This window comes from Lysobacter sp. F60174L2 (genome assembly GCF_052547135.1).
Genome location: NZ_JBQWRA010000001.1, coordinates 152,661 through 169,779, shown reverse-complemented (window position 1 = coordinate 169,779; position 17,119 = coordinate 152,661). Strand labels below are relative to the sequence as shown.

Below are 17,119 nucleotides of genomic sequence, written 5' to 3'. Positions count from 1 at the left end.
GCAATGACTAGTGCGGAAATGTGGAACAACCCCCCGTACGCTGACGCATGCGCTCACTCGCCGTACCGTGACGCAACGGAGTGTTGTCCAAACAGGAGTGGGACGTTTCCGATCGTGGACGGGTGCGATCCGACCACGATCACCGATGGCCAGCCGGTTGCGCTGCACATATCGCGCGTACCCAACCGAAGTGGCTGCCGCCAAAGCGTGGCGCAGCCGTGTGCTGCCAGTGGCTGACAGTCAGTTGCTGGTCCGAACGCGTATGCCGGTTTAGTGACCGACCCGTTGCAGTAGCGCCGACTCGGGGCCGTAGAAATCGCCGCCGGTCGGTGGCTCGACGGTCGTCCATTCCATCTCGTCGCCACGGGAGGTCAGAACGGCCTTGCCACCCTCCGCGCCAAAGGTTGAATCGAACGAAATGGTTGCCGATCCGTCCGGATTGACGACGCCGCCGAGATTGTCGCCACTGTCGGGATCGCAGTCGATCTTCTTCCCGAAGCGGGTAACGAAACAGTACGAGCCCGCGATCTTCCGGCCGGATACGCGAAGCTCGACCGTGAGCACCGAGTAGGGCATCTGGCTGCCGGGGCGTAGCGTTTCCTCCTCCCAGCTGCCGGCAAGGTCGGATGGCCCCGGATCGGCTCTGGTTGCCGCGCAAGCGCTCAGGGCGATGCAGGTGACAGCGATCGCGACGGTGTTCAAACACTTCATTGATCCACTCCCAGGCAACGGTCGACGCGGGCAAGCCAGCCCTTCAGGAATTTCTGATTGCTGTTGTGGCTACCGTCCCGGTTGAAGGTCAGGGACCGGTAGTAGTCCTTGCGGGCGCTGGCAATTGCGGTGAGCAGCACCTCTTGGTCCGGCACTTCGTTGATGGCGTCGATAGTTTTCTGACCCATCACGTTGTCGGCGGGGATGTCCTTCCCGAACTGCTCCGAAAGGACTTCCTGTACCTCGCGTATCGCCTTGCCCGAGGTGATGGTCCAGTCGTAGACCATCAGTGCCACGCGAGGATTGTCGATCTTGCAGAAACCGCGAGGTTCCCAGTAGCGTTTGCGGTAGATCGTCTCTGCCTGGTCAGCTGTGAGCCGCTTCAGATTTTCAAGCGTCGGGTCGACACCAAGATCCGTCTTTGCATAGCTTTGCCACGTGCCCCACGCAATGCCCATGTTCGTCGCTCCGCCGGCGTCATCGGGGTCGTCGACAAAGCCGCCTTCATTAAGCAGAACGATACGGGACACCTTGCTGAACCTTGTGGCGCAATCGTCAGGTTCGGTGTCCTCCGCGGCTTCGCTACCGGCTGCCGCAGCGTCTGATACATCCATCGGGCTCGCCCGAAGCTCCATACCGCTGTATGGCGTGAATTCCTGCTGCGCAAACGCAGCTTGAGCACTACCGACGCTCATGGAAGCGGGCGTTGCGGCGGGGCCGGGTGCACTGACGTTCAACACACGAAGCTGCTGTGTGGCCAACACCTGGCAACCGCACTCGAGCGCTGCTCCGTGCAAGGTTACTTCGGCATCGTCGATTATGGTGGTGGGGTCATAGCCACCGATGATCGCGAACACACCCTTGTGTTGAGGGCAGGTCGCCTTGTCGTTGCGTCGGGCAACGCCCTTCCCGTCGATATCGGTGAACTGCGAGGCGGTGACCACCCGTCCGCCGCTGCTGGTAACGTCGCCCAGCACGATCCACATCCTTGACACGGCAATCTCCATATCGCCTTAAGACCGAACGCAGCATAACAAGAGAGTGTGGATGCCCGGTTGTTTGACTATCCCTGAATGCGCGAAGGTTCGTGTTCTTCAGGGGACCAGCGCCGAAGCGGAATCCGATAACTCGCCATTTGGCCAACCGCCGCAAGGAACCACCGCATGATTCGACCTCTGCTGCTCACGCTTTTTCTCGTAGCGTCCTCCACCACCAGCGCCGTCGTCATCCGGCATGACGTCGACGACTCCGAATACCGGATCCCGGCTCCCGAGTTTCCCGCGCTCGTCGACATGCCCGGCGAGGCGCATGGCGTTCTCGTCGCGCCGCAGTGGGTGATTACCGCCGCCCACACCGTCCCGCACGAAATCAAACAGGTGGTCATCGGCGGCACGCCGCGGGACGTCGAGCGCGTGGTGGTGCATCCGGGCTACAAGACGCCGCCTGACAAGCTGATCCACCAGGCCATGACCACCGGCGAAGCCGTGCTGGTACTGGTGTGGCTCGCCTCGGCCGACGACATCGCGCTGGTCAGGCTGGCGCAGCCGGTGACCGATATCGCCCCGATCGCGATCCACACGGGCGGCGACGAGGCCAACCGGGTCATCAAGATCATCGGCAAGGGGGCCACGGGGACGGGCGCCACCGGGCACGACCCCAAGGGTCCCAATCGCACGGAGCTTCGCCGCGCGTTCAACACGGTCACCAGCGCCCACGACCGCTGGTTCTGCTACGTGTTCGACGCACCGCCGGCGGCGCTTCCGCTTGAGGGTTCGACCGGCAATGGCGACAGCGGCGGCCCCGCACTCATCGAGGTGGATGGCCAATGGCGATTGGCCGGCCTGGCGTCCTGGAAGTTCCTCCCGGGCGACGTAAGGACCGCGCGGCCCGGACAGTACGGCCACACCTTCTGCAACGTCCGTCTGAGCCACTACAGCGACTGGATCGAGCGCGTGATGTCAGGGCAGCCGTAACGTCCGCTCGCGGTGCACTTGAGGAGTTGAGTTGATGCCGATCCGCCTCGCCTCCTGCAACTGCGGAAAGCTCAACTGAATATCCTGCCCGGCAGCATGCGCCGGCCGCGCCGAAAATCGGGGGAGGTCGCCTGTTTCGATATTGCTACCCTGCGCACATCGGGCGCGCTCGGCGCCGACGCCAAGGTGTCCACCCATGGCTCTCATCGCAAGCATCGCCGGCGCATTGCTGGCAGCCGCCGGCCTGCGTTACCGCGGGCACGGCGTGTTCGCCAGCATCGTGGCCGGTGCGCTGGTGGTTCCGGCGGTCGTCGCGTTCACTTCGCTGGTGTTCCCGGCGGGGCCGGAGGCGCGGATGTGGGCGCCGGTCGCCATCCCGGTGTCCGGTCTCTGGGGCGTTGCGGCGGCGGGCCTGGGGTGCGCGCTGGCGTCGCGGGTCCGGCGTGGGGCGCGCGCTGGCACGACACGGGAGGCGCCATGAAACCCGACACCCTGTGGTCCCTCGAAGAGGGCTTCTGGCGCGGCGGCGCCGACTTCTACGAACGCACGCTCGCGCCGGAGGCGTTGATGGTGCTGCCGGCGCCGACCGGGGTGCTCGACCGCGACGCCGCGATCGCATCGATCCGGTCGGCCGCGCGCTGGCAGCACGTCGCGTTCGAGCATCGGCACCAGGTGCTGGCCGGCGACGTCACCGCGGTGTTGGCCTATGCGGTGCGCGCCGATCGCGGTTCGGCCGACACCGCGTACGCGGCGCAATGCAGTTCCACCTATGTGCATAGCGGCGATCGATGGCAACTGGTCCTGCATCACCAGACGCCAGCGTGGGCGTGACGGGACGCCGGCACCATGTGATTACAGGCGCCTCCGGGGCCGGCAAGTCGACGCTGGTGGCGGCGCTGGGCGAGCTCGGATACGCCACTGTCCCGGAAGCAGGCCTGGCGGTCATGCGCGAGCAGCAGGCGTGCGGCAGCGGCATCCTGCCGTGGACCGATCGCGCGGCTTTCATGGAAGCGGTCCTGGCCCGCAGCATCCGGGACCATGAAGCGGCCTCGTCGCTGGCGGCGCCGGTGTTCTTCGATCGCGCAGTCACCGAGTGGCTGCGGTTCCTCGGCACCGACGCGGCGCCGGATCTCGTGGCGGCTGCAACGCGATGCCGTTATGCCGGCACGGTATTCGTCGCGGAGCCGTGGCCGGAGATCTACGTGCGCGACGATGAGCGCCGCGCGAGCTTCGAACGCGCGGCCCGGTCCTACCAGTCGACCGTATCGGCGTATATCGATGCCGGGTATCGGACCTGCGTCATTCCCCGGGTGCCGGTGCAGGAGCGCGTGGCGTTCGTCCTTGCACGGGTTGAACCGGGCGGCTGACAGGCGCTCGCGCATACGGGACTATCAGGCCTGACCGTCAACGCTGAGAAGGAATCTCCATGCGCTTCCACGAGTTTGGTAATCCCTCGGGAGTTCCGCTGCTGTTTTTCATGGGGACGCCCCAGAAGGGCGAGTCTGGAGCGGAGTTCTCGGAACTCGCGAGCGAGCTCGGCATCCGCCTGATCTGTCCCACCCGGCCGTGGTACGACGACAACCAGTGCGTTCCATCGTTCGATCACTGCTCCGCGCAGGTCATCTCGTACCTCGACAGCAACGGACTGGAAGCGCTCGATGTCATGGGCGGCAGCGGCGGCGGTCCGTTTGCACTGCACCTGGCGAGCAACCATCCCGGCAAGGTGCGGGCCTGCTACCTGCTCGCCTCGATGGGAACACCGGAAACCTTCGTCTCGACCGTTTCGTCGCCGCAGACACTGCAACTGTTGTCGCTGTTCGGTGACAACGACTACGACACCGCGATGCAACAACTTGAGTCGTGGGGCCTGCCCGCGGATCTTTCGCACGGTGCCTGGGCGGACTTCCAGGTGTTGCTGGGTCGATGGGATGGCGCGGACTACGGCTCGACGCCCGAGGTCTTCATCCATCACGGCGAGGACGACGAGAACGCGCCGGTCGAAAGCATCCAGGCACTCGCCGCGTTGCTGCCCAAGGTGGAAATCCGGCTCTCCCCGGACGCAAGCCACGTTGCACTGGCGACGGACGAGGAGTTCACCGAGATGCGGAAGATCTTCAGGGAAGTTGCCGCGCGTTGACTGGTCCGTCGGGGCGCAGGTGCGGTCGTACATCAGCCCAACTCAAGCCGGCTCCTGACGGTCACGCTCGTATCGCTCCCTGAGCGGAAACGCCGGCAACCAGGACTCGCGGCGGACGGTCCAGAGTTCGTAGGTCGGCATCAGTTGATCCGGGGCATCCAGCGATCCCAGGTTCACTTCGACTTCGTCCCCGCTGCGACCGAAAACCGACGAACCGCAGCGGGGGCAGAAGTGCCGTCCCGCGTAGTCGTGTGGTTCGCCCTCGACGGTTACCGCATCGCTGGCGAATATCGCGGACGCGTGGAACAGCGCGCCGTGATGCTTGCGGCAGTCGAGGCAATGGCAAACGCCGACCCGGTCCGGGCGTCCCGATGCCACGATGCGGACGTCGCCGCACAGGCAGCCGCCGGTGAATCGGTCCATGCTGGGCCTCCTTTGATATAACGCGGGCAAAGCGCCCACGGCGGATCATCATGAAGCATCGCATCTTCACGACCGGGTTCTCCAAGGTCTATCCCATGTACGTCCAGAAGGCGGAGCGCAAGGGGCGCACGCGGGACGAGGTGGACAGCATCATCTGCTGGCTGACCGGCTACACCCGTGCGGGCCTGGAGGACCAGATCGAGGAGGAGAACGATTTCGAGACGTTCTTCGCCCAGGCACCCGCACTCAATCCAAACGTCGCGCTGATCAAGGGCACGGTGTGCGGCGTACGCGTCGAGGACGTGGAAGACCCGCTCATGCGGAACATCAGGTACCTGGACAAGCTGGTCGATGAGCTGGCCAGGGGGAAGGCGATGGAGAAGATCCTGCGATGATGGGCGACGACATGCATTCGGAAAACGCATCGCTGGGCATGGCCGCGAAGATCTTCCTGTGGGTGGCGGGCATCCTCGGTGTGGTCACGCTGGGCGATTTCTTCTTCTACGGCCGGGCGACCGACGACCTGCTGAAGGGCGTCGGCTTCCTCGCGATCGCCTACGGCACGTACCGCAACGATCTCGGGCGGCCGCGCAACGCGGCGGGCGAACCGCTGCCGGTCGATGCCGGTGGGCGGCTGGCCTCGGTGCTCGGCATCGGGCTGGTGGCGGCCGCGCTCATCATCGAGGCGGGGCGATGACGCCGGGAGCCTGCCCGCGATGAAGGACATCCTGCTGGTCGGCATCGGCGGCTTCATCGGTTCGGTCGCGCGCTACAAGCTGGGCGGGCTGGTGCTGCACGTCGCGGCGCAGCAGCGGTTTCCGTACAGCACGTTCGCGGTCAACGTGTTCGGCTGCCTGGTGATGGGGTTGCTGGCCGGCGCGGCGGCGCGTTACGAGGTGTTCGGGCCGGGGACGCGGTTGCTGTTGTTCACCGGCGTGCTGGGTGGGTTCACCACGTTCTCGGCGTTCGGGCTGGAGGCGACGCAGCTGCTGCGGCGTGGGGAGTTCGGGGTCGCGGCGTTGTATGCGGGGTCGAGCGTGGTGCTGGGGATCGCGGCGGTGTGGGTGGGGATGCGGGTGGTTGGGTTGTTGCCGCGTTGAGTGGGCGGCGCGGGAGGGGTGTTGTTGCGAGTTTGGGGCGAGGGAGTTGGGGGATTGTTGGTGGGGGTGTGGAGTTCGCGACTTACGTCGCTCCTACAGGGGGGCGCGGGTGGTGGATGGGGGTGGTGTCGCCGTTGCGGTGTGCGTGGCAGCATTCTGACTTTCGGCAAGGCGCCACCGCGTGGACGTGGAGAGGGCGCGCCGCCGCATGAACGGGGAATCTGCGATGGACACCATCACCTTTGATGACTTTCTCAAGGTCGAGCTGCGCGTCGGGCGCATTGTCGGTGCGGAGGTGTTCGCGGCGGCGCGCAAGCCGGCGTATGTGTTGCAGGTGGATTTCGGTGCGGAGGTCGGGGTGCGCAAGTCGAGTGCGCAGGTCACCGCGCTCTATACGCCGGAGGAGCTGGTCGGGCGGCTGGTGGTGGGGGTGGTGAATTTCCCGCGCAAGCAGATCGGGCCGTTGATGTCGGAGTGCCTGGTGACGGGATTCCACGATGCGAACGGGGATGTCGCGCTGTGCGTGCCGGACAGGGCGGTGCCGTTGGGTACGCGGTTGTTGTGATCGCCGCGATGGGGGCCGGGTGGTTGTATCCGATGGCACCCGGATGTTTGTACGCGATGGAATCCGGGTGTCTGTAGGAGCGACGTGAGTCGCGACGCTCTGAACCCATGGGTCGTCACCGCGGTTGCAATGCCGAGGTGTTCGCGACTCACGTCGCTCCTACATAACGCCGAGTCCAAGGCGCGGGGAGATCTCGGACTTCGGCGCTGATACTGCTTATGCGCCGCAGCACTTCTTGTACTTCTTGCCGCTGCCGCACGGGCAGGGGGCGTTGCGGTCGGGGGTGGCTTCGCGGCGGATCGGTTCGCGCGGGGTCAGGGCGTCGATGCGGTGGTGGTGCAGGTCGGCCAGCATGTCGGGCAGGCCGGCGACGATCTCCAGTCGCTCGCGGTAGCCGATCGGGGTCGCGGGGGCGGACGGGTCGTCGCCCAGCACTTCGCCGCTGGCGAGGCGGTCGAGCAGGCCGAACACTTCGTCGATCCATTCGTTGTCGTCGAGCCACCGGTCCCACGCGGCCTCGCGCAGGCCGACGGCGGTGAAGAAGCCCAGTGCCCAGTCGCGGCCGACGTCGAGTTCGTCTTCCTGTTCGGCATCGTCACCCTGCAGGTCGGGGTCCTCGGGCAGCCACAACAGCGGGGCGAGGTGGTCGGGCAGATCGTCGCCACCGTGGCGCACGCGGGCGGCGGCCATGTTCTGGTGGCCGAGCAGCAACTTCTCGACCGCGGCGCGCTCGTCGGCGTCGCTCCAGCGCGGCGGGGTGCCCCAGACCGCCGGCTCCCATTCGGTCATCGGGAGGGTTTCCGGGGACACGGCGAGCGCCGACAGGTAGCCGTCCAGCGCTTCCAGGTTGAAGCCCTTGAACGGCACCGCGCGCTGTTCCAGCAGGTCGGCGAGGCGCTCGATCTGGTCGTCGTCGAGGTAGGTGGGCACGTTGGGGCTGGTCATGGCGGAAGCGCTGGCGGGTCGGGCCGCCATGGTAGTCGCAAAAAAACGGGCGCGACCGGAGTCGCGCCCAGTTTGCCCACCCGGGGGTGGGGGAGAGAGCGTCGGCTCAGCGCACGTTGAAGGTCGTGGTCTGGGCCTGGGTGCCGTTGACCCACACTTCCACCGTGTAGTTGCCGGTCGGCCACGGGTTGGCGTTGGTGAAGGTCACGTTGGTGGTTTCCATGCCGGTGGTGGTCACCGACTGCTTCTGCTCGCCGGCGGTCTGGCCGTCCTCGTAGACCAGCTTGGCGGCGATCTCGGCGTTGCTGGCGGCGCCGTTGGTGTCGATCGAGACCACGATGTCGTCGTCCGGCGCGAAGGTGGTCATCGGGCTGGCGATCTTCTTGTCGGCGCCGGCTTCGGTGCCGAGGGTGATGGCGCTGACGTTGAGCGCGGTCTGCGGCTGCGTCGGCATCGGCTCGGCCGGTGGCAGCGGCGCGGGCTCGACCGGCGTCGGCGTGGTGGCGACGGGTTCGGCGTCCTTCTTGCAGCCGGCCAGGGCGAGCGAGGCCAGCAGGGCGGCGGCGACGGCGTAGTGGAGTTTGTTGGCAGTCATGGGATGGGTCTCCTGGGATGGCGTGCCGGAAATGGCGGGCGCGACTCAGCGGGTGCCGTCGGTGGATGGGGTGTCGGCGCCGGGGATCTTGAGCACCTGGCCGGGCTGGATCAGGTCGGGATCGTCGAGCTGGTCGCGATTGGCCTGGAAGATGGTGTTCCACTCGCTGGCCTTGCCGTAGAACTGCTTGGCGATCTGCGAAAGGGTGTCGCCGCGCTCGACCGTGTAGGTCTGCTCGCCGCCGCCGACCTTCTCGGCGGTGGTGTCGACGCTGGCGCTGACACCGGAGAAGTCGGCCTTGTCGCGCTCTTTCTTGGCGGTGGTGTCGACACTGCTGCTGACGCCGGAGAAGTCGGCTTTCTTGTCGGGGGTGGTCATGGCTTCGAGGCCTCCTGCCGGTATGGGCGGAGTCACGATGCCAGCCGGATTGTTAAGACCGCATCGCGCCGCCGTGAATGAAACGGGCGGCGTGGCGGGGACCGTCGTGCTACTGGCGCTGGTCGCGTCCGGGGGGCGGCAGCGGCATCCCGGGCAGCACCCGCACCGGATTGATGTCGAGCCCGCCGCGGCGGGTGTAGCGCGCCTCGACCGACAGGCGTTGCGGATTGGCGAGCGAGAGCAGGTCGCTGAAGATACGTTCGACGCACTGCTCGTGGAACTCGCAGTGGTCGCGGAACGAGACCAGGTAGCGCAGCAGGCCTTCCCGGTCGATGCGCGGGCCGCGGTAGGCGATCACCACCCGCGCCCAGTCGGGTTGCCCGGTGACCGGACAGTTGGATTTCAGCAGCCCGCTGGACAGGGTTTCCTCGACGATGTCGCCGGCGTCGGCGCGCAGGAACTCCGCGCGTGGCGGGCCGTAGTGGTCGATGGCGACGTCGAGGTCGTCGATCGAGCTGGCATGCTCGTCGCTATCGTCGATCGGCGGCAGCCCGAACGCGACCGACACCGATGCGCCGGCGGCGCGCGACAGGTCGGCGGCGATGCGCTCAAGCACGGCATCGGCGTGCTCGAAGCGGGTCGCATTGAACGAGTTGAGGTAGAGCTTGAGCGACTTGGACTCGACCAGGTTCGGCGAATCGCCCGGCACCGCCAGGGTCGCGGTTGCCACGTGCGGCTTGCCGCGGCCGTCGAGCCAGCCGAGCTCGTAGCAATGCCAGCGGTCGTGGCCGGTGAACGGCAGCGCGTCACCGGCCAGCCCGACCTCGGCGCGGCCGAGCGCGCGCGCGATCGGGAACAGCAGCGCGGCGTCGTACTCGCGCGGGTAGTCGACGCTGCGGCCCAGCGGCAGGGCGGCGGTGGGGTCGTTGGCATTCATCGAAGCATTATCGCGCGCGACGGCGGCAACGGAGGGGCCCCGCCGCTTTTGTAGGAGCGACGTAAGTCGCGAATGCACTGCCGGGTCCTGGGCACGGAAGTCCGCCTGCGTGGACCCCGGCCAAAGCTGCTGCCTGAACCCTCGAAGCGGACAACGCCTGTCGCAGCCGGTTACGGCGAGGAGATCGCGACTTACGTCGCTCCTACAACGGCTGGCGGCGGACAGCGGGCGCAAGAAACGGATATCGGGAAACGATGGCTCCCCCGAGACTGACCGGCCGCCAAGAGGCCCCCGCCATGCTGACCCTGTTCGACTACCTCCCCTCGCAGAACGGCTGGAAGGTGCGCCAGCTGCTCGCCCACCTGCAACGCCCGTACCGCACCCAAATCGTCAGCATCTTCGAAGGCGAAGGACGCGGGCCGGAGTACCGCGCAATCAGCCCGACCGGCACCGTGCCCGCGATCCGGCTCGATGACGGCCGGGTGCTGGCCGAATCCAACGCGATCCTCGGCTTCCTCGCGGACGGCACGGCGTACCTGCCGGACGAGCCGTTCGCGCGGGCCAGGGTGCAGCAGTGGCTGTGCTTCGAGCAGGAGCGGGTCGAAAGCCAGATCGGCACGCTGCGTCACTGGACGATGACCGGCAAGCTGGCGCGGCGCAGCAACGAGATGGTCAACGCGCGTCGCGATGCCGCGCTGAAGGCCCTGGGGATACTCGATGCGGAACTGGCGACGCGGGCGTTCGTTGCCGGAGACGCGTACACGATCGCCGACATCGCGGTGTTTGCCTACGCCAGCCGCGCCGGGGATGCCGGGCTGTCGCTGCAGCCGTATCCGCATTTCCGCGAATGGCTGAAGCGCGTGTGGGCGCAACCGGGGCACCTGGCCGAGTGGCATCCGTACTCGATCGATCCGCATTCCGTCGGAGAGCTGGGCTGAGCAACCCATCCGCTTCGCGCCTTTTCGCATCGGGCATGCCCGCTTGCGGGTGCGGCTTCAGCCGCGATCCGGAGTCGGCCGCCCCACCAGACGGCCGATCACCCACCCCTGTAGGAGCGACGTAAGTCGCGAACGCACTGCCCGGTCCGGGGTGTGGAGTTCCGCTTGCGTGGAACTGGGCCGAAGTCGCTGCGGCAGACCCCGGTGCGGACAACGTCTATCGCGTCCGGCCATGGCAAGGCGATCGCGACTTACGTCGCTCCTACAGGAAAGCCTCGGCCCATTGGGCTTCCTTCAGGCGTCGGGCGTGCCGTGCAGGTAATCCAGCGACACCTGCAGCAGCGCGCGCAGGCCGAGGTCGAGCGACGACTCGTCGAGCATGAACTTTGGCGAGTGGTTGCTCGGCGCGGTCGCCGGGTCGATCCCGGGCGCGGTGGCGCCGACGAAGAAGAACATCGACGGCACTTCCTTCGCGTAATAGGCGAAGTCCTCGGCGCCCATCTGCAGCGGCGGTTCGATTACGTGTTCGCTGCCGGCGACCGCGCGCAGGCTCGGCAGCATCTTCGCGGTGAGGTCCGGATCGTTGACCGTGACCGGGTTGCCGGTGCCGACCGGGATGTCGGTCTCGACCGTGGCGCCGTGCGCGGCCGCGACGTGCCGGGCGATGTTGTCGAGCTCGCCGTGGATCTTCGAGCGCATGCCTTCGTCGAAGGTGCGGATGGTGCCGACCAGTTCGACCGAGTCGGGGATGATGTTGTAGCGGATGCCGCCGTGCACCGAGCCGAAGCTCACCACCGCAGGCAACTTCGCGATGTTGGTGTTGCGGCTGACCACGGTCTGCGCGCTGCCGATGATGTCGGCCGCGGCGACGATCGGATCGATCCCGCCCCACGGCGCCGAACCGTGGGTCTGGCGGCCGTTGACGGTGATCGTGAACTTGTCCGACGCCGCCATCAGCGGCCCGCCGCGGACACCAATCGTGCCGGCCGGCAACGACGAGAACACGTGCAGGCCGAACATCGCCTCGGGCTTGAAGTCGGCGAACAGGCCTTCCTCGAGCATGAACGACGCGCCGCCTTCCTCGCCGGCCGGGGCGCCTTCCTCGGACGGCTGGAACACCAGCATCACCTGGCCCGGGAGTTCGTCGCGCATCGCCACCAGCGCATCGGCGACGCCGAGCAGGGTGGCGGTGTGGGCGTCGTGGCCGCAGGCGTGCATGACGCCGGTCTGCTGGCCGTTGAAGCTGGTGGTGACCTTCGACGCGAACGGCAGGCCGGTCTGCTCGGTGACCGGCAGCGCATCCATGTCGGCGCGCAGGGCGATCTTCGGGCCGGGCTTGCCGCCTTCGATGATCGCGGTGACGCCGTGGTGGGCGATGCCGGTGCGCGGTTCCAGCCCGAGCGCGCGCAGGTGCTCGGCGACCTTGGCCGCGGTCTGCTCCTCGCGGTTGGACAGTTCCGGGTGCTGGTGGAACCAGCGGCGCAGCTCGACCACCTCGTCCTGCAGGCGCGTCGCGGCCGCGCCGACTTCGGGCCGCTGCGACGGCGATGACGCGTCGCTTGCCGGCGAAGCGGTCGGGGAGGCGGGTGTCTGTGCGGCGGCGGTCGGCGCCAGCAGGCTGGCAAGTGCGATGGACAGGAGCAGCTGGCGCATGGCGTGGTTCCCCGGAAACGGAACGCCGATCCTAACGCGAGGCGCACGCGGTTGTAGGAGCGACGTAAGTCGCGAACGCACTGCCGGATCCGAGGTGTTGAGATCCGCTTGCGTGGATGAAGGTCGAAGCAGGCTGCGGGAGACTTCGAAGCGGCCAGCGTCTACCGCGATTGGAAACGGCGAGGCGTTCGCGACTTACGTCGCTCCTACAGGTGGGGTCATACGACGCCGCAAGCGGAGCGGAGCCTGAAACGGGCCGGAGCGGAATACGCCGGTATTGGCCCGCCAACCCTTGCCCCTTCCATCTTCCACGGCCAGCGCATTGCCGTGGATCGGGGTGAACCCCTAGAATGAGAATGATTTCCATTTAGAGCCCGCCGAGCCCATGCCGGCGTCGCCTGCGCAACGGACGCGCGAACCTCATCCACGACAAGGTTCCCCATGTCCCGTTTCGCCGTTGCCCGATTCCCGTTCCCGCGGGCCAGCCTGCTCGCCCTGGCGTTGCTGGCCGCGCTGCCGGCTGCCGCCCAGGTCGCTGCACCCGCCGATACCGACCCCGATGCCACCACCCTCGACACCGTCCAGGTGCAGGCGCGGATCATCAAGCGCAGCCAGACCGTCACCAAGACCGACACCCTGATCACCGAGGCGCCGCAGTCGGTGTCGGTGGTCGGCGCGCAGCAGTTCGCCGACCGCGGCCTGCACGGCATCGACGAGGCGATGTGGTACCTCGCCGGCACCCAGGGCGGAGGCTACGGCCAGGACACCCGCAGCGACTGGCTGCTGGTGCGCGGCTTCAGCCCGGCGCGCTACATGGACGGGCTGGCGCTGACCGACGGCGTCTGGACCGGCGCCACCCGCATCGAGCCGTACGGCTTGGAGCGCATGGACGTGCTGAAGGGGCCGTCGTCGGTGTCCTACGGCGCGATGCCGCCGGGCGGGCTGGTCAACCTGGTCAGCAAGCGCCCGACCGACGTGCCGCTGCGCGAGGTCGAGGTGCAGCTCGGCAACTTCGACCTGCGCCAGGCGGCATTCGATTTCGGCGGTCCGCTGGACGATGCCGGCACGTGGTCGTACCGGCTCACCGGTCTGGCGCGCAACAGCGACAACCTGGTCGATACCGTCGAGGACGACCGTTACTACTTCGCCCCGGCGCTGGCATGGAAGCCCAGCGACGCGACCTCGCTGACCCTGCTCGCGCGCTGGCAGAAATCCGACACCGCCAACGGCAGCGGCTTCCTGCCGGCCGAAGGCACGCTGCTGCCTAGCCCGCACGGCAAGATTTCGCCGAGCGTGTTCACCGGCGAGCCGGGCTGGAACGACTACCTGCGCACCAGCAAGTCGGCCGGCTACGAGTTCGAGCACGCCTTCTCCAACGGCCTGACCTTCCGCCAGAACCTGCGCTACGGCGAGACCGACGTCGACCACGATGCCGGCGTCGGCACGCTGGGACTGCAGGAGGACGGGCGCACGCTCAACCGCTATCTGTTCCCGCTGGAAGAACACTCCAAGTCGTTCGGCGTCGACAACAACGTGACCTTCGACTTCGACACCGGCGCGTGGCAGCACACCGTGTTGGCCGGCGTCGACTACCGCCGCCTGCAGAGCGACTACGCCTCGGCGTTCGCGTTCGGCATCGACCCGATCGACGTGTTCAACCCGGTCTACGGCGCCGAGGTGATCGTGCCCGACTACACCTTCCACGAGGACAAGGTGCAGGAGCAGACCGGCGTCTATTTGCAGGACCAGATCCGGCTCGACCGCTGGGTGGTCACCGTCGCCGGCCGCCAGGACGAGGTGCGCACGCGCGCCGACAACCTGATCGCCGACCCGGTGACGCGCAGCCGGCAATCGGACGACGCGTTCTCGGGCCGCGTCGGTGTCAACTACGTGTTCGATTCGGGCTTCGCGCCGTACGTGGCATGGTCGGAATCGTTCCAGCCGACGGTCGGCGTCGACTTCGATGGCAACGCGTTCGTGCCGACCACCGGCGAGCAGGTCGAGGCCGGCATCAAGTACCTGCCGCGCAGCGGCCGCGGGCTGGCGACGCTGGCGGTGTACGACATCCGCCAGCAGAACACCCTCAGTGTCGATCCCGACCACGTGCTGTTCTCGGTGCAGCAGGGCGAGACCCGGGTGCGCGGCGTCGAGCTGGAAGGCCGCTGGAACCTGACCCCGACCCTCGGCGTGTACGGCGCGGCGACCTGGATGGACACCGAAGTCACGCAGACCACCGATGCCGCCGCGCTCGGCAAGCGCGTCGCGCTGGTGCCGGAGCAGCAGGCCTCACTCGGCCTCGACTACACGATCGCCTACGGCGCGCTGTCGGGGCTCGGCTTCGGCGGCGGCGTGCGCCACACCGGCTCGGTCTACGGCGACATCTACAACGAGTGGAAGACGCCGTCGTACACCCTGTTCGACGCCGCGGTGCATTACGACTTCGACCGCTGGCGCCTGCAGCTCAACGCCAGCAACCTGATGGACAAGGAATACGTGGCGGTCTGCAACAGCGCGATGTGGTGCTACTACGGCCACCCGCGCACCGTCACCGCGACCGTGCGTTACCGCTGGTGATGGTGGACGGGGCCGACTGATGGATCTCGCACTGGGTCTGCTGGCGACGGTCACGGCGGTAGCGTCGGCACTGGCGCTGTACCTGGCATCGCCCAATTGCGGGTGGAGAGTGGCCGTGCGCCGCGGCGGCTTGCGGATCGCCGCTGGCGCGCTGGCATTGCTGTCGCTGCTCGTATGGGCCGCGCTGTCCGGCGTCGGCGCCGGGCTGTGCGCGATGTTGGCGACGTGGATGCTGTCGGCGCTGGCGTTGCCGTACCTGGCGTGGTGGACCCACGCACGACCGGCGGTGGATACGCGCCGGTTACATCCCGCGGCGATGCCGCACGCGCCTCTGGAGAACGACTGATGTGGGGCCGCGCGACCGCCGGCGCGCTGGCGGGTTTCGTCCTCGCCGCGGCGCTGGTCGGCTTGGTCGGGCGGCTGTGGCCGGGGCCGTGGCAGGCGACTCTGGTGCCGGGGATGGTGGCGCTCTTCCCGCTGTGGATCGGTATCGCCGCCGCCGCTTTCCGTTTTGGCAGCGGCCTGCGTGCGTGGGCCTGGATCGGCGGTTCGGCCGTCGTCACGCTCGGCGCATTGTGGCTGCTGCAGGCGACCGGATGGGTCGCATGAGGACGATTCGATGAAGCTGCGTGCCGAAACCTTGCGGGTCTACACCGCGGTCCACAGCTGGGTGGGGCTGGTCGCCGGCTTCGCGCTGTTCGTCGCGTTCTATGCCGGCGCGATCACGATGTTCCACCACGAACTGCCGGTGTGGCAGTCGAGCGCGGTCGACGCGCAGCCCGAATCGATCGCCGACGCCCAGCGCCTGCTCGACGAGATGCTGGCGCGCCACGAAGGCGCGCGCACCCACCTTGGCCTCGGCTTTCCCGGCGCCGAGTCGGCGCAGGCCTCCGCGTGGTGGCTCGACACGCAAGGCGTCTGGCAGTTCTCCACCCTCGACACCCTGCAGGGCAGCCCGGTGCCGCCCACTTCGAGCCTCGCCGAACTGGTCAATCTGCTGCACTACTCGCTCGGCATCCCGATGGTCGGCACCTGGCTGATGGGCGTGGTCAGCCTGCTGTACGGGCTGGCGCTGGTGACCGGCGTGGTGATCCACCTGCCGAAGCTGGCCAAGGACCTGTTCGCGCTGCGCCCGGGGCGCAACCTCAAGCGCTTCTGGCAGGACGCGCACAACGTCATCGGCGTGCTGAGCCTGCCGGCGCACGTGATGTTCGCGGTCACCGGCGCGGTGCTGTGCCTGGCGTTCGTGCTGATCCCGCTGCTCAATCCGCTGGTCTACGACGGCAAGCTGATGGCCGCGGTGCCGGCGGCGATGGACACCGCGCCGGTGGTCGCCGCGTCCGGCGAACCGGCAGCGATGCAGCCGCTGGCGCAATGGCACGAGCGCTCGGTGGCGATCGCGCGCGAGCACGGCATCGAGGATTTCGAGCCGGCCTACCTGAAGCTGCAGCACGGCGGCGACGCCAACGCGGTGGTCGAGATCACCGGCGAGACCTCGCGTGCGCTGGGCGCGCTGGGGTCGGTCGCGTTCGATGCGGTCAGCGGCGAGGTGCTCGCGGTGCAGTTGCAGGGCGCGCGCGACGCCAACCACGCGACGCTGCAGGCGACCTACGCGCTGCACTTCGGCGAGTTCGGCAACCACGTGGTGCAGTGGCTGTACTTCCTGCTCGGACTGGCCGGCGCGTTCCTGTTCTATTCCGGCAACCTGTTGTGGATCGAGTCGCGGCGCAAGCGGCGCGCGATCGAACAGGGGCGGTCGTCGCGGGTCATGGCGCGGGCAACGGTCGGGGTCTGCATCGGCGTGTGCGTGGCGATCTCGGCGAGTTTCGTGGCGACGCAACTTGCACCGATGCTGGGGCTGGATTCCGCCAGCGCCGAGCGCTGGGCGTGCTTCGGCGCGTGGGGGCTGTGCGCGTTGTGGGCAGCGCTACGGGCGCCGTCGCGGGCCGTCCGCGAACTGCTGTGGCTCGCCGCGCTGGTGACGCTGGCGATTCCGCTCGCGCACGGCATCGCCAGCGGCTGGTGGTTGTGGAAGGCGGCCGTCGCGGGGCACTGGGTGCTGGTCACGGTCGACGCGATGGCGATCGCGCTGGCGGCCGGCTTCGTTGCGCTGGCGCGGGCCAGCGCGCGGCGCGCGCGCGAGGGCGATCCGAACAGCGTGTGGGCGGATCCGCTGCCCGCGCGTTGAGG

At 67.7% G+C, this 17,119-nt stretch carries 22 protein-coding genes; 14 read left to right on the top strand and 8 right to left on the bottom strand.

Annotation, left to right across the window (positions count from 1 at the left end; genetic code table 11):
- Positions 1-270 precede the first annotated feature (270 nt).
- Together ACT9AS_RS00755 and ACT9AS_RS00750 are read right to left on the bottom strand one after the other, a co-directional pair.
- On the bottom strand, positions 271-711 hold the full coding sequence (locus ACT9AS_RS00755; RefSeq protein ID WP_445098204.1) for a hypothetical protein: 441 nt from the start codon (positions 709-711) through the stop codon (positions 271-273).
- Complete coding sequence (locus ACT9AS_RS00750; protein ID WP_445098203.1) at positions 708-1,688, bottom strand: glycosyl hydrolase 108 family protein; 981 nt, start codon at positions 1,686-1,688, stop codon at positions 708-710. Before ACT9AS_RS00750 ends, ACT9AS_RS00755 begins: the two co-directional genes overlap by 4 nt.
- A 186-nt stretch (positions 1,689-1,874) precedes the next feature.
- On the opposite strand from ACT9AS_RS00750, the gene ACT9AS_RS00745 reads away from it, so the two are divergent.
- The 5 genes from ACT9AS_RS00745 (at position 1,875) to ACT9AS_RS00725 (ending at position 4,821) form a co-directional block, all read left to right on the top strand.
- Positions 1,875-2,684 carry a trypsin-like serine protease gene (locus ACT9AS_RS00745; protein WP_445098202.1) on the top strand — a complete coding sequence of 270 codons (810 nt, stop codon included), beginning with the start codon at positions 1,875-1,877 and terminating at the stop codon, positions 2,682-2,684.
- Positions 2,685-2,880: 196 nt separating this feature from the next.
- A complete protein-coding gene (locus tag ACT9AS_RS00740) occupies positions 2,881-3,165 on the top strand; it encodes a hypothetical protein (RefSeq protein WP_445098201.1) in 285 nt (94 codons plus the stop codon).
- Positions 3,162-3,515: a DUF4440 domain-containing protein gene (locus ACT9AS_RS00735; protein ID WP_445098200.1), complete on the top strand. Its 354-nt coding sequence runs from the start codon at positions 3,162-3,164 to the stop codon at positions 3,513-3,515. Before ACT9AS_RS00740 ends, ACT9AS_RS00735 begins: the two co-directional genes overlap by 4 nt.
- Positions 3,506-4,051 (top strand): AAA family ATPase, encoded by a 546-nt coding sequence (locus ACT9AS_RS00730; RefSeq protein WP_445098199.1) that lies wholly within the window; start codon positions 3,506-3,508, stop codon positions 4,049-4,051. The genes ACT9AS_RS00735 and ACT9AS_RS00730 overlap by 10 nt, the downstream gene beginning before the upstream one ends.
- A gap of 110 nt (positions 4,052-4,161) precedes the next feature.
- Positions 4,162-4,821, top strand: a complete 660-nt coding sequence (locus ACT9AS_RS00725) for an alpha/beta fold hydrolase (RefSeq protein WP_445098198.1) — start codon at positions 4,162-4,164, stop codon at positions 4,819-4,821.
- A 42-nt stretch (positions 4,822-4,863) separates the two neighbouring features.
- Here ACT9AS_RS00725 and ACT9AS_RS00720 read toward each other — a convergent pair whose 3' ends face one another.
- Positions 4,864-5,244 (bottom strand): GFA family protein, encoded by a 381-nt coding sequence (locus tag ACT9AS_RS00720; protein ID WP_445098197.1) that lies wholly within the window; start codon positions 5,242-5,244, stop codon positions 4,864-4,866.
- A 50-nt stretch (positions 5,245-5,294) separates the two neighbouring features.
- Here ACT9AS_RS00720 and ACT9AS_RS00715 point away from each other — a divergent pair, with 50 nt between their 5' ends.
- From ACT9AS_RS00715 to ACT9AS_RS00700, 4 genes are all read left to right on the top strand, one after another.
- Positions 5,295-5,639 (top strand): DUF2200 family protein, encoded by a 345-nt coding sequence (locus ACT9AS_RS00715; RefSeq protein WP_445098196.1) that lies wholly within the window; start codon positions 5,295-5,297, stop codon positions 5,637-5,639.
- A complete protein-coding gene (locus tag ACT9AS_RS00710; protein WP_445098195.1) occupies positions 5,636-5,941 on the top strand; it encodes a hypothetical protein in 306 nt (101 codons plus the stop codon). The genes ACT9AS_RS00715 and ACT9AS_RS00710 overlap by 4 nt, the downstream gene beginning before the upstream one ends.
- A 19-nt stretch (positions 5,942-5,960) precedes the next feature.
- Positions 5,961-6,344 carry a fluoride efflux transporter CrcB gene (crcB, locus tag ACT9AS_RS00705; RefSeq protein ID WP_445098194.1) on the top strand — a complete coding sequence of 128 codons (384 nt, stop codon included), beginning with the start codon at positions 5,961-5,963 and terminating at the stop codon, positions 6,342-6,344.
- 226 nt (positions 6,345-6,570) lie between these two features.
- Positions 6,571-6,909 carry a tRNA-binding protein gene (locus tag ACT9AS_RS00700; protein ID WP_445098193.1) on the top strand — a complete coding sequence of 113 codons (339 nt, stop codon included), beginning with the start codon at positions 6,571-6,573 and terminating at the stop codon, positions 6,907-6,909.
- Positions 6,910-7,125: 216 nt separating this feature from the next.
- On the opposite strand, the gene ACT9AS_RS00695 is transcribed toward ACT9AS_RS00700, so the two are convergent.
- The 4 genes from ACT9AS_RS00695 to queF form a co-directional block, all read right to left on the bottom strand.
- The gene (locus ACT9AS_RS00695) at positions 7,126-7,854 is read right to left on the bottom strand and encodes a UPF0149 family protein (RefSeq protein WP_445098192.1); all 729 of its coding nucleotides are present in this window, start codon (positions 7,852-7,854) and stop codon (positions 7,126-7,128) included.
- Positions 7,855-7,960: 106 nt separating this feature from the next.
- The gene (locus tag ACT9AS_RS00690; RefSeq protein ID WP_445098191.1) at positions 7,961-8,449 is read right to left on the bottom strand and encodes a hypothetical protein; all 489 of its coding nucleotides are present in this window, start codon (positions 8,447-8,449) and stop codon (positions 7,961-7,963) included.
- 45 nt (positions 8,450-8,494) lie between these two features.
- On the bottom strand, positions 8,495-8,827 hold the full coding sequence (locus ACT9AS_RS00685) for a LysM peptidoglycan-binding domain-containing protein (protein WP_445098190.1): 333 nt from the start codon (positions 8,825-8,827) through the stop codon (positions 8,495-8,497).
- A 109-nt stretch (positions 8,828-8,936) separates the two neighbouring features.
- A complete protein-coding gene (gene queF / locus ACT9AS_RS00680; RefSeq protein WP_445098189.1) occupies positions 8,937-9,764 on the bottom strand; it encodes an NADPH-dependent 7-cyano-7-deazaguanine reductase QueF in 828 nt (275 codons plus the stop codon).
- A 254-nt stretch (positions 9,765-10,018) separates the two neighbouring features.
- On the opposite strand from queF, the gene ACT9AS_RS00675 reads away from it, so the two are divergent.
- On the top strand, positions 10,019-10,702 hold the full coding sequence (locus ACT9AS_RS00675; protein ID WP_445098188.1) for a glutathione binding-like protein: 684 nt from the start codon (positions 10,019-10,021) through the stop codon (positions 10,700-10,702).
- Positions 10,703-10,996: 294 nt separating this feature from the next.
- Here the strand turns inward: ACT9AS_RS00675 and ACT9AS_RS00670 are convergent, their stop codons facing one another.
- The gene (locus ACT9AS_RS00670) at positions 10,997-12,355 is read right to left on the bottom strand and encodes an amidohydrolase (protein ID WP_445098187.1); all 1,359 of its coding nucleotides are present in this window, start codon (positions 12,353-12,355) and stop codon (positions 10,997-10,999) included.
- A 441-nt stretch (positions 12,356-12,796) separates the two neighbouring features.
- On the opposite strand from ACT9AS_RS00670, the gene ACT9AS_RS00665 reads away from it, so the two are divergent.
- From ACT9AS_RS00665 to ACT9AS_RS00650, 4 genes are read left to right on the top strand one after another with little or no spacing between them, the layout of a single operon-like run.
- The gene (locus tag ACT9AS_RS00665; protein WP_445098186.1) at positions 12,797-14,929 is read left to right on the top strand and encodes a TonB-dependent siderophore receptor; all 2,133 of its coding nucleotides are present in this window, start codon (positions 12,797-12,799) and stop codon (positions 14,927-14,929) included.
- A gap of 19 nt (positions 14,930-14,948) precedes the next feature.
- Entirely contained in the window at positions 14,949-15,275 is a 327-nt protein-coding gene (locus ACT9AS_RS00660) for a hypothetical protein (protein WP_445098185.1), read from the top strand.
- Positions 15,275-15,538 (top strand): hypothetical protein, encoded by a 264-nt coding sequence (locus ACT9AS_RS00655; protein ID WP_445098184.1) that lies wholly within the window; start codon positions 15,275-15,277, stop codon positions 15,536-15,538. Before ACT9AS_RS00660 ends, ACT9AS_RS00655 begins: the two co-directional genes overlap by 1 nt.
- 10 nt (positions 15,539-15,548) lie before the next feature.
- Positions 15,549-17,117 carry a PepSY domain-containing protein gene (locus ACT9AS_RS00650; protein ID WP_445098183.1) on the top strand — a complete coding sequence of 523 codons (1,569 nt, stop codon included), beginning with the start codon at positions 15,549-15,551 and terminating at the stop codon, positions 17,115-17,117.
- The last annotated feature ends 2 nt before the right edge of the window (positions 17,118-17,119 follow it).